Genomic DNA, 13,134 nt, shown 5'->3' on the forward strand with positions numbered 1-13,134 from the left:
GCTACTTCCCGATGCCCGCGGCCACCGGGCAGCTGACCTGGGCTGCGGAACCGGACGAGGTGTTGGTCACGACCACGGAGCCGTCAGCACCGGTGACCGTGCAAGTCAGCGATCCGGTGTTGCCCTTGGCGTTGGTGGCCCCGACCATGCCAAACAACCTGCTGGCTTCCACGTCCTTGGTGAACTTTCCGCCGGTGACGTCCTGGACCTTCATGTCGTCGATGCTGTCGGTGAGGTAGTTGACGGTGAAGTCGCCCTCGCCGGTCACCTCGTAGGTGTAGCTCGCGGTCTCCTCCGCGGTGTCCTGCAGCGCGCCGGCCACGGCGATGGCGACGAAGACGTAGACCACGCAGACCACCAGCGCCACGGCCCCGGTGATGACGCCGGTGAGGGCGAAGCCCTTGCGCGGCAGCTTCTTCACCAGCGCGATGATCCCCAGCACCAGGGCGATGGGACCCAGGATGAAGGAGATGAACCCGACGACGGGGATGAACGAGAGCACGACGGCGATGATGCCCACGATCATCGAGGCCTTGGTCATGCCGCTGGCCACCGGAGGCTGCTGGTTCCAGCCCGGCTGCCCGGGATAGGGGTAGCCCGGCTGTCCTGCCGGCGGCACGGGACCACCCTGTGCGGGCTGGCCGTTGTAGGGGGTGTTCGGGTACTGGTCGCTCATGGGTCCCTCGGGATCGGTGCGGTGAGTGGGGTCGGGCCCGCGGCGGGCGGGGCCGGATCCAGTCTATCCATCGGTGTGGGCGGGGTTTGCCCATGGACCTTCCCCGCCCCCGGGCGTACATTCAAGGCATGGGTACTGCAATGAAACAACGAGGTGTCGCCCACGCCCACCACCATCACCAGGGCGTGGAGTACATCGTCGCGGGCATCGGCATCATGCTGCTGTTCGGGGCGTTCGCCGTCCTGCAATCGATCCTCTCCGGCCAGCCGTTCAACCCCCTGTACATCGGGGTCTTCTTCGGACTGGTCGGGGTAGCGATGGGCACGACCTACTGGGCGCGGCACTGACGCCGCCACCCTCCCGGCCCGGCCGCCACCCGGCGACCGGCCCCTATCCCCCTGTGGCCCGGCCGGCTGCCCGCCCGGCCGCCCGGCCGCTGAACAGGCAGCCGCCCAGGAACGTTCCCTCCAGCGCCCGGTAGCCATGGACCCCTCCGCCGCCGAACCCGGCGGCTTCCCCCGCGGCGAACAGCCCCGGCACCACGGCACCCCCGGGAGCCAGGACGCGCGAGTCGAGGTCGGTTTCCAGCCCGCCGAGCGATTTGCGCGTGAGCACGTGCAGCCGCACGGCGACCAGCGGGCCGGCTTGCGGGTCGGTGAGACGGTGCGGGGCCACCGTGCGGATGAGCTTGTCGCCCAGGTAGCTGCGCGCCGATTGGATGGCCATCTGCTGCGGGTCCTTGCTGAACCCGTTGGCCGCCTCGGCATCGCGTGCGGCGACCTCGCGTTCCACCGCCGCCACCTCGAGCAGGTCCGAACCCTCCAGCCGGTTCATCTGCTCCACCAACCCGGCGACCGTATCGGCCTGCACGAAGTCCTCGCCGCGGTCCAGGAACGCCTGGACCGGGCCCGGCACCGTAGTCACGGCCCGGCGCAGCACGGCACGCAGGTCCTTGCCGGTCAGGTCGGGGTTCTGCTCGGAGCCGGAGAGCGCGAACTCCTTGCCGATGATGCGCCGGTTGAGGATGAACCACGAGTGGTCGTGTCCGGTGCCGCGCAGGTGCTCCAGCGTGCCCAGCGTGTCGAAACCCGGCCACAGCGGCGCCGGCAGGCGCCGGCCAAGCGCATCGAGCCAGAGGGAGCTGGGTCCGGGCAGGATCCGGATCCCGTGGTCCTGCCATACGGGACCGTGGTTGATGATGCCCTCGGTGTAGTGCCACATCCGGTCGCCGTTGACCAGATGCCCACCGGCGGCCGCGCCGATGTCCAGCCCGCGCCCGTCCACGTGGGCCGGCACCCCGGCGACCATCCGGTCCGGCGGCGTCCCCAGCCGGGCCGGCCAGGCGGCACGCACCTTCTCCGCGTTGCCGCCGATGCCCCCGGTGCACAGCACGACGGCGGCAGCCCGGTACTCGAACTGCCCCACCTCCTCGCGGTTGCTGGGTGCCCCGCGGGCGGCCCCGGAGGCGGCCAGCACCCTCCCGCGCACCCCGGTGACGGAGCCGCCATCGAGCAGCAGTTCATCGAGCCGATGCCGCCATTTCACGGTGAGCCGGCCGGCCGCCACGGCGGCCAGCGCCTTGTTCGCGAAGGGTTCGACCAGCCCCGGTCCGGTGCCCCAGGTGATGTGGAAGCGCGGCACGGAGTTGCCCGGGCCGCTGGCCCCGTAGCCGCCACGCTCGGCCCAGCCGACCACCGGGAAGAACCGGACACCGAGCCCGTGCAGCCAGGACCGCTTTTCCCCGCCCGCCCAGTGCACGTAGGCCTCGGCCCATCGGCGCGGCCAATGGTCCTCCGGGCGGTCGAACCCCGCGGTGTCGAACCAGTCGCGCAGGGCCAGGTCCACCGAGTCGCGCACGCGCATGCGCCGCTGTTCGGGGCTGCCCACCAGGAACAGCCCCCCAAAGCTCCACCAGGCCTGCGCCCCGAGGTTGGCTTGCGGTTCCTGGTCGAGCAGCAGGACGCGGCGACCGGCGTCGGTGGCTTCGGTGGCCGCCACGAGCCCGGCCAGCCCGGCCCCGACGACGATGACATCGAATTGTTGGTCGCGCTGGTCTCCCATGCCGCCAGCGTAGCCGGGACGCGGCCCGGGGGCACGGCAGCGATGGGGCCGGGCCTACCTGCCACCTTCCTCCGGCTTAATATGGCCTGGGTCAGGGCAGGCTGGACAGCCGGCCCTGCCCGCACTCCGGGCCGGCTACCCGTCCATCCTGCGCATGGCCCGCGCCCGGTCGACGCTGCCGAACCCGGTGGTGTCCATGAAGCCTGGCGGACCCCAGACGGTGATCAAGCGCAGTGGTTCGTCCCCGTCGTTGACCACGTCGTGCTCCACCCCGGCAGGGGCCAGCAGGGAATCACCGGGGCCCAACCGGAATTGCTGCTCCTGCAGGTGCATGAGGGCCCGGCCGCTGATGACCTGGTAGAACTCCTGCAGCGGTTGTCCGCCGTCGTGGCGGTGCATGCCCTCGGAGCCGCCGACGGGCAGCTCCCAGGTCTGGATGTTCACCGCCATGCCCAGCTCGTCGACGAAGTGGTGTTGGATGCGCACGGGGGCAGCGCCGTCGTGCAGGGTGTAGTCGAAGGTGGCGTGGCCGGCGCGTTCCAGCATCGGATCTCCCGTCCTGTCGTGGGCCGGTGGGTCCCGCCCGGTGTCGTTGCGGCTCAGGCCAGTGCCGCCTTGCTGGTCTCCCGGGCGAACAGCACGGCGACCAGGGCGATGACCGCGGCTCCCATCAGATACCAGCCCGGGGCCAGCGGCGAGCCCGAGGTGGCGATGAGGAACGTCGCCACGAAGGGTGCCGTGCCGCCGAAGAGCGCATTGGAGAGGTTGAAGCTGACCGCGAAGCCGGTGTAGCGCACGCGGGTGGGGAACATCTCGGCCAGGAAGCTGGGCAGCGTGCCGTCGTTGAGGGTGAGCATGGCCCCGAGCAGGATCTGCACCAGGACGATGACCAGGAAGTTCCCGGTGTCCAGCAGCATGAACGCGGGGACCGTGAGCACCACGAAGAGGATGGAGGCGGTCAGCAGCACCGTCTTGCGTCCCAGCCGGTCCGAGAGCATGCCGGTGAGGAAGATGAACCCGATGTAGGTCAGCAGGGCCACGGTGGTGGCCAGGTAGGCCGCCGACTCCTCCAGCTGCAGTTCGGTGGATAGGTAGGTGGGCATGTAGCTGAGCAGGATGTAGAAGCCGACGGCGTTGAGCAGCACCGCTCCAATGGCCTGGATGAGCTGGCGCCAATGATCGCGGAAGAGGTCCTTGATCGGTGTGGCCTCGGTGGTGTCCTCGGCCTCCAGCGCGCGGAAGGCCGGGGAGTCCTCCAGCCGGGTGCGGATGTAGCGGCCGATCAGGCCCATGGGGGCTGCCAGCAGGAACGGCAGGCGCCAGCCCCAATCGTGCATCTGCCCGGTGTCCAGCAGTCCGGTCAGCAGGGCCGCGAGCAGCGAACCGAGCAGCAGGCCGCTGGCCGTGCTGGCCGGGACCACCGCGGCGTAGAGGCCGCGGCGTTTCGGCGGGGCGTATTCGACGAGGAAGGCCGCGGCGCCGGCGTATTCGCCCGAGGCGGAGAAGCCCTGGATGACGCGGATGAGAAGCAGCAGGATCGGTGCCCCGATGCCGATGGTGGCGTAGCCGGGGATCAGCGCGATGCAGAAGGTGGCCGCCGACATGATGAGGATGGACCAGGACAGCGCGGTGCGCCGGCCGATCTTGTCGCCCAGGTGGCCCCAGACGAAGCCGCCCAGCGGGCGGACGAAGAACGAGACGGCGAAAAGCCCGAAGGTCAGCAGCAGGCCGGTCTGCGGGTCGGCCTCGGGGAAGAAGACGGCGGTGATGGTGACGGCCAGGTAGCCGTAGACCGCGTAGTCGAACCATTCGACGAAGTTGCCGATGAAGCTGGCGGCAACGACCTTGTTCCGGGTCTTGCGGATGGATTCCGGGGTGTCGGGTCCGGGCCCGCCGCTGAAACTGGTCCGTGGCGTCTCGGGGATCGACGGGCTGGCGGCGGGGCTGCCGCCATGGCTGGTTTGCTTGTTCATGGGGACCACCGATTCTGGAGTGGGTGTCTCGGGTACGAAGTGGGTGCCGGGGCGTGCCGTTCGGGCGTCAGGCGGAGTCGGGGATGCCGATGTCCTCGTTCCACAGGTCGGGCCGTTCGGCGATGAAGCCTGCCATGAGGTCGGCGGCCCGCGGGTCGTCCAGGATCGTGACCTCCACCCCCCGGGCGCGCAGCAGCTCCACGGCTCCGGGGAAGTTCACGGCCTCGCCCACGACCACGCGCGGGATGCCGAAGAGCAGGACCGCCCCGGTGCACAAGTCGCAGGGGGCCAACGTCGTGTAGAGCGTGGCGCCGCGGTAGTCGGTGAGGCGTCCGGCCTGGCGCAGGCAGGTGATCTCGGCGTGCGCGGTGGGGTCCCCGTCCTGGACGCGGCGGTTGGATCCCGTGGCGACCAGGTTCCCGTCGACGACCAGGGCGGAGCCGATGGGCACCCCACCTGCGGCCAGCGATTCCTCGGCCACCGCCAGGGCCGCGGCATAGTGCGGATCCGTCGTCGTCGTGCCTTGCCCGGCCATCAGGCACCTGCCGGGATCGTGGCGGCCAGGGGCAGTTCGAGCTCGGCGGCAATGGCCGGGGCCATGGCGGTGGCGACGGCGTCGAGCAGGATGCGCCCCTTCTCGGCCGTGGCGTCGACGGCCGGGGACAGGCAACCCGACGCCGGGGTGCGGTCTGCCCTGACGGGTAGCACGTCGTAGGGCGGCAGGACCGCCGCGGGGTCCGCGGAGACGGAGGCCATGTCGACCAGGTGCGGGTGCAGGTGGAGCATCAGCGAGGTCTCCAGCACTCCCCCGTGCTCGACATCCCAGCCGGGGAAACCGTGCGGGTAGATCGTCTCGATGGTTTCCTGGTCCACGAAGTCCCAGTAGGAGAGGAGCATGACCGTGGGGGCGTCGACCCCGGCACGCTCGAGGTCGCGGAGGGCCAGGTCCACCCCCTCGTAGAGGAACTGGTAGTTCTCGAAGTGGCCGTTGAGCACCACCAGCTTCCGCACGCCGTGCCGGGCGAACTCGTGGACGAGCGTGCGGGCGATCTCCACCAGGGTGCCGCCGTCCAGGCTGGTCGTGCCGGCCAGGTGGTTGCCCCCGCCGGATCGCTGTTGCGATTTGTAGCCATAGGTGATCGGCGGGGCGACGATGCCCTCGATGGACCTGGCGACCTCGCCGGCGACCGCCCGGGAGAGCAGGACGTCGACGTTCAGCGGCATGTGGGGCCCGTGCTGCTCGATCGAACCGACGGGGATGATCACCGGACGCCGCCCCGAGGAGATGGCTTCGCGGTAGCTGAATGCGTCCAGCTCTTCCATGTATACGCTCGTGCGCAAGGGTTCCTCCAGGGAAGCTGATGGGGGGGGTCCCCGACCGGCCGTTCGTTCCGGGCGGGGACGGTTCCGGGGCGGGGCGGCACCGTTTGGTGCCGCCCCGCCGGGGTGGACGCCTAGGCGTCGATGATGTTGTTCTCCGGGCCGAAGCCGAACTTGGTGATGTTCTCCACGCTGTCCTCGCCGACGACGAGGATGTCGTGCTCACGGTATCCGCCGGCACCCGGCAGGCCGTCGGCGACGGTGATCATCGGCTCCATGGAGACGACCATCCCCGGCTCGAGCACCGTGTCGATGTCCTCGCGCAGTTCCAGGCCCGCTTCGCGGCCGTAGTAGTGCGACAGGACGCCGAAGGAGTGTCCGTAGCCGAAGGTCCGGTTCGGCAGCAGGCCGTGGCCGATGTAGATCTCATTGAGCTCCGCCGCGATGTCCTTGCAGACCGCGCCGGGCTTGATGAGTTCCAGGCCGCGGCGGTGGACCTCGACGTTGATGTTCCACAGGCGCAGGCTCTCCTCGTCCGGCTGGCCGAGGAACAGGGTGCGCTCCAGGGCCGTGTAGTAGCCGGAGGTCATCGGGAAGCAGTTCAGCGAGAGGATGTCCCCGCGCTGCAGCTTGCGGGTGGTGGCCCAGTTGTGGGCGCCGTCGGTGTTGATGCCCGACTGGAACCACACCCAGGTATCGCGGACCTCGCGGTGGGGGAAGGTCCGGGCGATCTCGTGGACCATGGCCTCGGTGCCGATCAGGGCGACCTCGTATTCGGAGATGCCCTCGCGGATGGCGGCCTTGATGGCCTCGCCACCCAGGTCCCCGATGCGTGCACCGTGCTTGATGACCTCGATCTCCTCGGCGGACTTGATCATCCGCTGGCGCATGGCATCCTGCGAGACATCCACCAGTGCGGCGTCGGCAAAGGTGTCCTGGATGCGCTGGCGGGTCAGGCCCGGAAGGAAGTCGTCCTCGACGCCGATCCGGGAGGCCTTCACGCCGTCGCGCTTCAGCGCTTCCTGCAGCCCGTAGAAGAAGTTGTCACGCCGCCAGTCGGTGTAGACGATGTTCTCCCCGTAGCTGGTCCGCCACGGCATCCCGGCATCGATGTTCGCGGTGACAGTGGTGGAGTTGTTGGCCGTGACCACCAAGGCATAGTTGCGCCCGAACGTCGTGTAGAGGAAGTCCGAGTAGTACTTGATGCCGTGGTAGCTGGTCAGGATGACCGCGTCCAGGCCCTGTTCGCCCATGATCCGGCGCAGCCCGCCCAGGCGGCGCTCGAATTCTGCATCTGAGAACGTCAGCGGCTGCTTCTGCCCGATGTGCAGGGTCTTGAGGCGCTCGAGTTCGGCGACGCTGCTCGTGCTGGCTGAAACACTCATGATGTTGCTCCTTCGTTGTAACTGATAGGTGTTGCGGATACAGGCCAGCGGCCTGTGGTCTGGTGGGGCCGGACGGCTCAGCTGCCGGCCAGGGGGCTGCGTTCCACGTCGCCCGTGGGAACCGGTGCGGGTGGTTCCGTGGGGATCGCGGTCCGTTGCCGGCCGCTCTCGGCGGTCGGTGACGAGGCCTCGTCGCGGTCGATGATCGGCGTGCCTTGGGCTGCCGATTCGAGTTCGTGGTCGTCCAGGGCCACCTCGGCGCTGCCGAAGTCCTCGACGAAGACCTCGTCGGATTCCGTTTTGGCCAGGCCGAGCGGAACCCCCGCGGCGATGCGGCTCTTGAAGCGCGGGTAGCCCAGGGCGAAGTACAGTCCGGCGGAGGTGATGCTGCCGGCCAGCCAGGAGAAGTCCACTCCCCCGACCGCACGGCCCAGCGGGCCCTGCAGGATCGGCGTGGAACCGTACATGCACATCCACGTCATCAGGATGCCGCCACCGAAGGCGATGAACGCCGAGGGGTTGAACGCCTTGAGCCGGGTCCGCTCCGGGGAGGGGAAGAGGTAGGAGAAGTCGCGGTGCTTGCGTTCGAACACGTAGTAGTGGACCGCCATGATCCCGCCCCAGGTACCGACCCAGGCCGCGATGGTGCCGATGAAGCTATGCAGCACCTCGGCGAAATCGTGGGCGAAGAGGAAGGCGACGACGGCGATCATCGAGAGGACTCCGACGAAGATCGAGAGCTTCTTGCGTGAGACGTTGATGTCCAGGGCCTGCGTCGCGACGCCGAACGTGTACATGTTGATGATGTTCGTGGCGATCGGACCGTGGATGACCAGGGCGATCACCGGGATGGCGAACGCGCCGAAGCTCTCGACGATGAGCTGTCCGGGGTCGGCCGTGCCGTTCTTCGTTGCCAGGCTCGCGCCGAGGACGCCCAGCCAGCAGACCGGCAGGAACTGCCCGAGCACCGAGACGATGTAGAGCTTGGCTGGTTTGATCTTCTTGCTCACGAAGCGCGAGTAGTCGGGGGCGTAGGTGAACCACCCGATGCCCCAGCCGATGCCGATGGCGGTCATGATCGAGGACATCGCGGCGATGCGCGGCATGCCGGTGAGGATTTCGCCGGCCGGGCCCTGGTAGCCCCAGTCGATGTCCAGCTGGGTCCAGGCCACGATCGACATGGCCACCAGGACGATGATCGTCGGGGGCATCGTGATGCGTTCGAACTTGGCGATGGCCTTGTAGCCGCGGTAGCAGATGGCCACCTGGATCGCCATGATCACCGCGGCGGTGCCGATGCGCCAGGCGTAGTTGTGGGCGGTCGGGTCGACCCAGCCGATCATCCCGAACAGGGCCATGATCAGATCCAGGATCACCCACGTGTTGATGGCGGACCATCCGATGGCGATGATCGCCTGGATGGCCGCCGGGAGGTAGGCACCGCGGCGTCCAAAGGCGCCGCGGGCCAGCAGCATGCCGGTCGCACCGGTGCGCTGGCCGAGCAATACGAAGAACCCGAAGCCGAGCATGCCGATGACGTTGCCACCGATCAGGACGATCAGGGTGTCTCGCAGGCCCAGGCCGAGGTGGATGCCGAGGGCGCCGAGGATCCAGTTGATGGGGGCGACGTTGGCCCCTGCCCAGATCCAGAATTGGCCCGAGACTTTGGTGGTCCGCGCCGATTCGGGCACGGGCTGGAGCATTTCCTCGACTTCATGTGTTGCGTTTTCTGAGCGTGAGGCCGCTTGCTGGCTCATGGATGGACTCTTTTCGCAATGGGGGCGGGAGGGGATTCCCGGGGTTACGGCAGGGCCAACGGCGGACCTGCTGGAGACTTGGCTTCCACCCTACGAGTGATCCGCACCACAGCCTATATACTTTTCGGGTACTGCTATTGGAAGTTTCGCGACATTTCGTCATCCGACGATCGGAGTCCTGTGATCACCCTCGCCGAGGCCCTCGCCTCCCCGCCCCTGGCCGCAGGCGCTCCCCGCCCGGTGACGGATGTCCCCGGCGCCCTCGAGCGCACGGTCCGCTGGGTGCATTCCAGCGAGGTGCTGGAAATCGCCTCGCTGCTGCACGGCGGTGAACTCCTGTTGACGGGCGGTTCCGAGCTCTTGCGGCAACCGGCCGCCACGCAGGTGGAATTCATGCAGCGGCTCGGCGAACGGGGCGTTTGCGCGGTGTGCATCGAGACGCTGCCCAACGGGCGCCGCCTGGCCGCCACCGCGAGGGCCGCTGCCGAAGAGGCCGGCGTCCCGGTCTTCGAGCTCGGGCGCGTGGTCCGCTTCGTGGACGTGACCGAGGAGGCCAACCGGCTCATCGTCGACTCGCAGGCCCGGCTCCACCAGGACATCGACCGGCTGTCCCAGCTCATCGCCCAGCACATCACCGAGTCTGGACCGGACATGACCCGCATCGTGCACCTGATCTCCCGGGAGCTGGTGGCCAACGTGCGCCTCCTGTCCGCCGACGGCACGGTCCTGGCCGACACCACGGGGGCCCTGGCGGGACCAGGGGAAGCAGCCGCCTCGGGGGCCGAGACCGCGGTCGTGGACTATTCGCGCGTCAGCGCGGACGTGGTGCTCGATGGCCAGCCGGCGGCCGAGCTCATCCTCTTTTCGGACAGGGTCCGGCGCGAGCACCTGGTGGTGGCCGCGGAGAGGCTCCGCGGCATCCTGGCCCTTGCCCTGGCCCAGCACCATCGCCCCGGCCTCGAACAGCTGGCACAGAGCCACCTGGTCACGTCCGTCGTCGAGGGTCGCGAGGCCCGGACCATGGAGCGCCTGTGGCGGCAAAACGGGCTCGCGCCCGACGGGCCGGTCCTGGTCGTCGTCGTTTCGGGGGCGGACCGCGGCTCGGACGCCCTGCGCCTGGTACGCACCCTGCGGGTGCAGGAACCGCGCGTCATGGCCCAGCAGCGCGAAGGCACGCTGGTCGTCGTAGTCCCCCTGCAGGGCGACCCGGTGGCGGACCGCGACCACATCCTGGCCGCGGCGGGCCGTGCGGCTGCCGGGTCGGACTTGTTCGGCGTTGCCGGGCCCATGGTCTGGCAGGCAACGGACGCGCACACCTCGTTCGCCGAGGCCGAGGCCATCCTGCGGCTGCACCCGCCGCGGCCCGGGGCCATTCGCGATGCCCTTGACCTCTTCGACGTGCGGGCCATGACCGCGATGGAGGACCTCTCGGTCCTGGAGACCTACGGCCAGGCGCTCATGGGCAGCATCGTCCACTGGGACCACCACCACGGTTCGGAGTTGGCCGCCACCTTGTTGGCATGGTTCGAGACCGGTTGCAGCACCACCGAGTCCGCGCGGCAGCTGCATATCGAGCGGCAGACGATGCACAAGCGCCTGGTCAAGATCTTCGACCTGCTGGGTGGGGACCCGCGCCGCACCGGACGCGTCTTCGCCTTGCACCTGGCCGCCCGGTACCTGGCCGGGTAGGGCCTTCGGCCGACGACGGGCGGGGCGCAGGAGGCCGCGCCGTCATCTGCCGGCTCCGGCCGGGCCGGCCGCCTTCGGTCCACCGGGGAACCAGGCGATCCGGGGCCGTCGGGCCCCCTGCCCGGCCGCCGGTCAAAGGATGGCGCGGACGGAGGCCTCGAAATGGGCCACGTGGTCCGAGGCGAGGTGCTCCGCACGGTCGGCGTCTCCGTCGACGATCGCGTGCAGCAGCGCGGCGTGTTCGCGGATATGCTCGACCACCCCCGGGACCCGGTCCAGAACCAGGCACCAGATCCGCGTCGCGAGGTTGTCCAATCGAACCAGCGTCTCCTGCAGATGGTGGTTCTCGGTGGCCCGGTAGATCGAGCGGTGGACCTCAAGGTCGTACTCCATCAGCGTCTTGCGGTCCCGGTCCGCTTCAAGGTCGTCGATCTCGACGGCGATCCCGGCCAGCTGTCGACGCACTTCCGGCGAGGCATGCGTCGCCGCCTTGCGGGCTGCCAGCGGTTCGAGCAGTTGGCGCATCTCGGAAATGGCGGCCAGTTCGGTGATGTCCACGATCGTGGCAAACGTGCCCCTCCGCGCGTAGGAGACGACGAGGTGGTCGGTTTCCAGCCGCTTGAGTGCTTCCCGGATCGGGGTCCTGCCGATCCCCAGTTCGGCGGCCAGCTGCGCTTCGTTGATCGGCTCTCCGGGAGAAATCTCCAACATGATCAGGCGGTCCCGCAATTGCAGGTAGGCGCGTTCGGCCAGGGACTCCTGTCCTGCGGCCACGCTGGTCATCGTCATGCTCGATCCTCCCCGGCAAGCGCCCGTTCTGGAAGCCGCCGATTATTTCAGTTCCACCCATTGACGGGGTGTGATCACCATCATACGATAATTCCCACATTGATATATCAGTTATCGACAATAGAAATTGAGGATTCCCATGATGAACCCCACGCTGGAGGCCGTGTCCTCCATGTCGTTGACGGCGTCGTTGGCGGAGTTGGATCCCGAGGTTGCCTCGCGGATCGATGCGGAGTTGGCCCGCCAGCAGGAGGGCCTGGAGATGATCGCCTCGGAGAACCACACGGCGCAGGCCGTGATGGCCGCGCAGGGCTCGGTGCTGACGAACAAGTACGCCGAGGGGTACCCGGGCCGGCGCTACTACGGCGGGTGCGAGCATGTGGACGTGATCGAGTCGCTGGCGATCGAACGGGTCAAGGACCTCTTCGGAGCCGCGTTCGCGAACGTGCAGCCGCACTCCGGTGCCCAGGCGAACGCGTCGGTGATGCACGCGTTGATCCGTCCCGGGGACACGGTCATGGGGTTGAACCTGGCCCACGGCGGGCACCTGACGCACGGGATGAAGATCAACTTCTCCGGCCGGCTCTACAACATCGTCCCCTACGGGGTCGATGAGGCCTCGTACGAGGTCGACATGGACCAGGTCCAGGCCCTGGCCCGCGAGCACCGCCCCAAGATGATCGTCGCCGGCTGGTCGGCGTACCCGCGCCAGCTGGACTTCGCCCGGTTCCGGGAGATCGCCGACGAGGTCGGTGCGTACCTGTTCGTGGACATGGCCCACTTCGCGGGCCTGGTCGCCGCCGGGCTGCACCCCTCCCCGGTCCCGCACGCCCATGTGGTGACCTCCACCACGCACAAGACGCTGGCCGGCCCGCGCGGGGGGATCATCCTGACCAACGACGCCGAGGTCGCCAAGAAGGTCAACTCGGCGGTGTTCCCGGGCCAGCAGGGCGGGCCGCTGGAGCACGTGATCGCGGGCAAGGCGGTGGCGTTCAAGATCGCCGCCTCACAGGAGTTCACCGAGCGCCAGGCCCGCACCCTGGCCGGGGCACGGATCCTGGCCGAACGCCTCACCGCCGGCGATGTCGCCGCGCGCGGGATCAGCGTGCTGACCGGGGGCACCGACGTGCACCTGGTGCTGGTCGACCTGCGCAACTCGGTGCTGGACGGCCAGCAGGGCGAGGACCTGCTGGCCCGGGTGGGGATCACGGTGAACCGCAACGCGGTCCCGTTCGACCCGCGCCCGCCGATGGTGACCTCCGGGTTGCGGATCGGGACCCCGGCGTTGGCAACGCGCGGCTTCTCCGAGGCCGCGTTCACCGAGGTCGCGGAGATCATCGCGCAGGCCCTGATCGCCGGGACCACCGAAGGCGGGCCCGACGAAGCCGTCCTGGCCGACCTCGCATCCCGCGTCTCCGCCCTGGCCACAGCACACCCCCTCTACCCGGAACTTCCCCACCTCTCATCAACGATTGGAGCCTGAT

General features: G+C 68.8%; 12 protein-coding genes. 3 read left to right on the top strand and 9 right to left on the bottom strand.

The window, feature by feature from the left end:
• Position 1: 1 nt before the first annotated feature.
• The gene (locus AB8M85_RS08780) at positions 2–676 is read right to left on the bottom strand and encodes a hypothetical protein (RefSeq protein ID WP_372698397.1); all 675 of its coding nucleotides are present in this window, start codon (positions 674–676) and stop codon (positions 2–4) included.
• Between the two features lie 128 nt (positions 677–804).
• Here AB8M85_RS08780 and AB8M85_RS08785 point away from each other — a divergent pair, with 128 nt between their 5' ends.
• Complete coding sequence (locus AB8M85_RS08785) at positions 805–1,023, top strand: hypothetical protein (protein WP_372698398.1); 219 nt, start codon at positions 805–807, stop codon at positions 1,021–1,023.
• Between the two features lie 43 nt (positions 1,024–1,066).
• Here AB8M85_RS08785 and AB8M85_RS08790 read toward each other — a convergent pair whose 3' ends face one another.
• From AB8M85_RS08790 to AB8M85_RS08820, 7 genes are all read right to left on the bottom strand, one after another.
• Positions 1,067–2,737: an FAD-binding dehydrogenase gene (locus AB8M85_RS08790; RefSeq protein WP_372698399.1), complete on the bottom strand. Its 1,671-nt coding sequence runs from the start codon at positions 2,735–2,737 to the stop codon at positions 1,067–1,069.
• A 135-nt stretch (positions 2,738–2,872) separates the two neighbouring features.
• Positions 2,873–3,283, bottom strand: coding sequence for a cupin domain-containing protein (locus tag AB8M85_RS08795; protein WP_372698400.1), 411 nt, complete (start codon positions 3,281–3,283; stop codon positions 2,873–2,875).
• A 53-nt stretch (positions 3,284–3,336) separates the two neighbouring features.
• Entirely contained in the window at positions 3,337–4,710 is a 1,374-nt protein-coding gene (locus AB8M85_RS08800) for an MFS transporter (RefSeq protein WP_372698401.1), read from the bottom strand.
• 67 nt (positions 4,711–4,777) lie between these two features.
• Positions 4,778–5,245: a nucleoside deaminase gene (locus AB8M85_RS08805; protein WP_372698402.1), complete on the bottom strand. Its 468-nt coding sequence runs from the start codon at positions 5,243–5,245 to the stop codon at positions 4,778–4,780.
• On the bottom strand, positions 5,245–6,051 hold the full coding sequence (locus AB8M85_RS08810; protein ID WP_372698403.1) for a creatininase: 807 nt from the start codon (positions 6,049–6,051) through the stop codon (positions 5,245–5,247). Before AB8M85_RS08810 ends, AB8M85_RS08805 begins: the two co-directional genes overlap by 1 nt.
• A 113-nt stretch (positions 6,052–6,164) precedes the next feature.
• Positions 6,165–7,415, bottom strand: a complete 1,251-nt coding sequence (locus AB8M85_RS08815; protein ID WP_372698404.1) for an aminopeptidase P family protein — start codon at positions 7,413–7,415, stop codon at positions 6,165–6,167.
• A 77-nt stretch (positions 7,416–7,492) separates the two neighbouring features.
• The gene (locus AB8M85_RS08820; RefSeq protein ID WP_372698405.1) at positions 7,493–9,172 is read right to left on the bottom strand and encodes a cytosine permease; all 1,680 of its coding nucleotides are present in this window, start codon (positions 9,170–9,172) and stop codon (positions 7,493–7,495) included.
• 180 nt (positions 9,173–9,352) lie between these two features.
• On the opposite strand from AB8M85_RS08820, the gene AB8M85_RS08825 reads away from it, so the two are divergent.
• Positions 9,353–10,861: a PucR family transcriptional regulator gene (locus AB8M85_RS08825; protein ID WP_372698406.1), complete on the top strand. Its 1,509-nt coding sequence runs from the start codon at positions 9,353–9,355 to the stop codon at positions 10,859–10,861.
• Positions 10,862–10,993: 132 nt separating this feature from the next.
• On the opposite strand, the gene AB8M85_RS08830 is transcribed toward AB8M85_RS08825, so the two are convergent.
• Entirely contained in the window at positions 10,994–11,650 is a 657-nt protein-coding gene (locus AB8M85_RS08830) for a GntR family transcriptional regulator (RefSeq protein ID WP_372698407.1), read from the bottom strand.
• 139 nt (positions 11,651–11,789) lie between these two features.
• On the opposite strand from AB8M85_RS08830, the gene glyA reads away from it, so the two are divergent.
• On the top strand, positions 11,790–13,133 hold the full coding sequence (glyA, locus tag AB8M85_RS08835) for a serine hydroxymethyltransferase (RefSeq protein ID WP_372698408.1): 1,344 nt from the start codon (positions 11,790–11,792) through the stop codon (positions 13,131–13,133).
• Position 13,134: the final 1 nt, after the last annotated feature.

Source organism: Arthrobacter sp. JSM 101049, from assembly GCF_041679245.1.
In the GTDB taxonomy this organism is placed as follows: Bacteria; Actinomycetota; Actinomycetes; order Actinomycetales; family Micrococcaceae; genus Arthrobacter_H.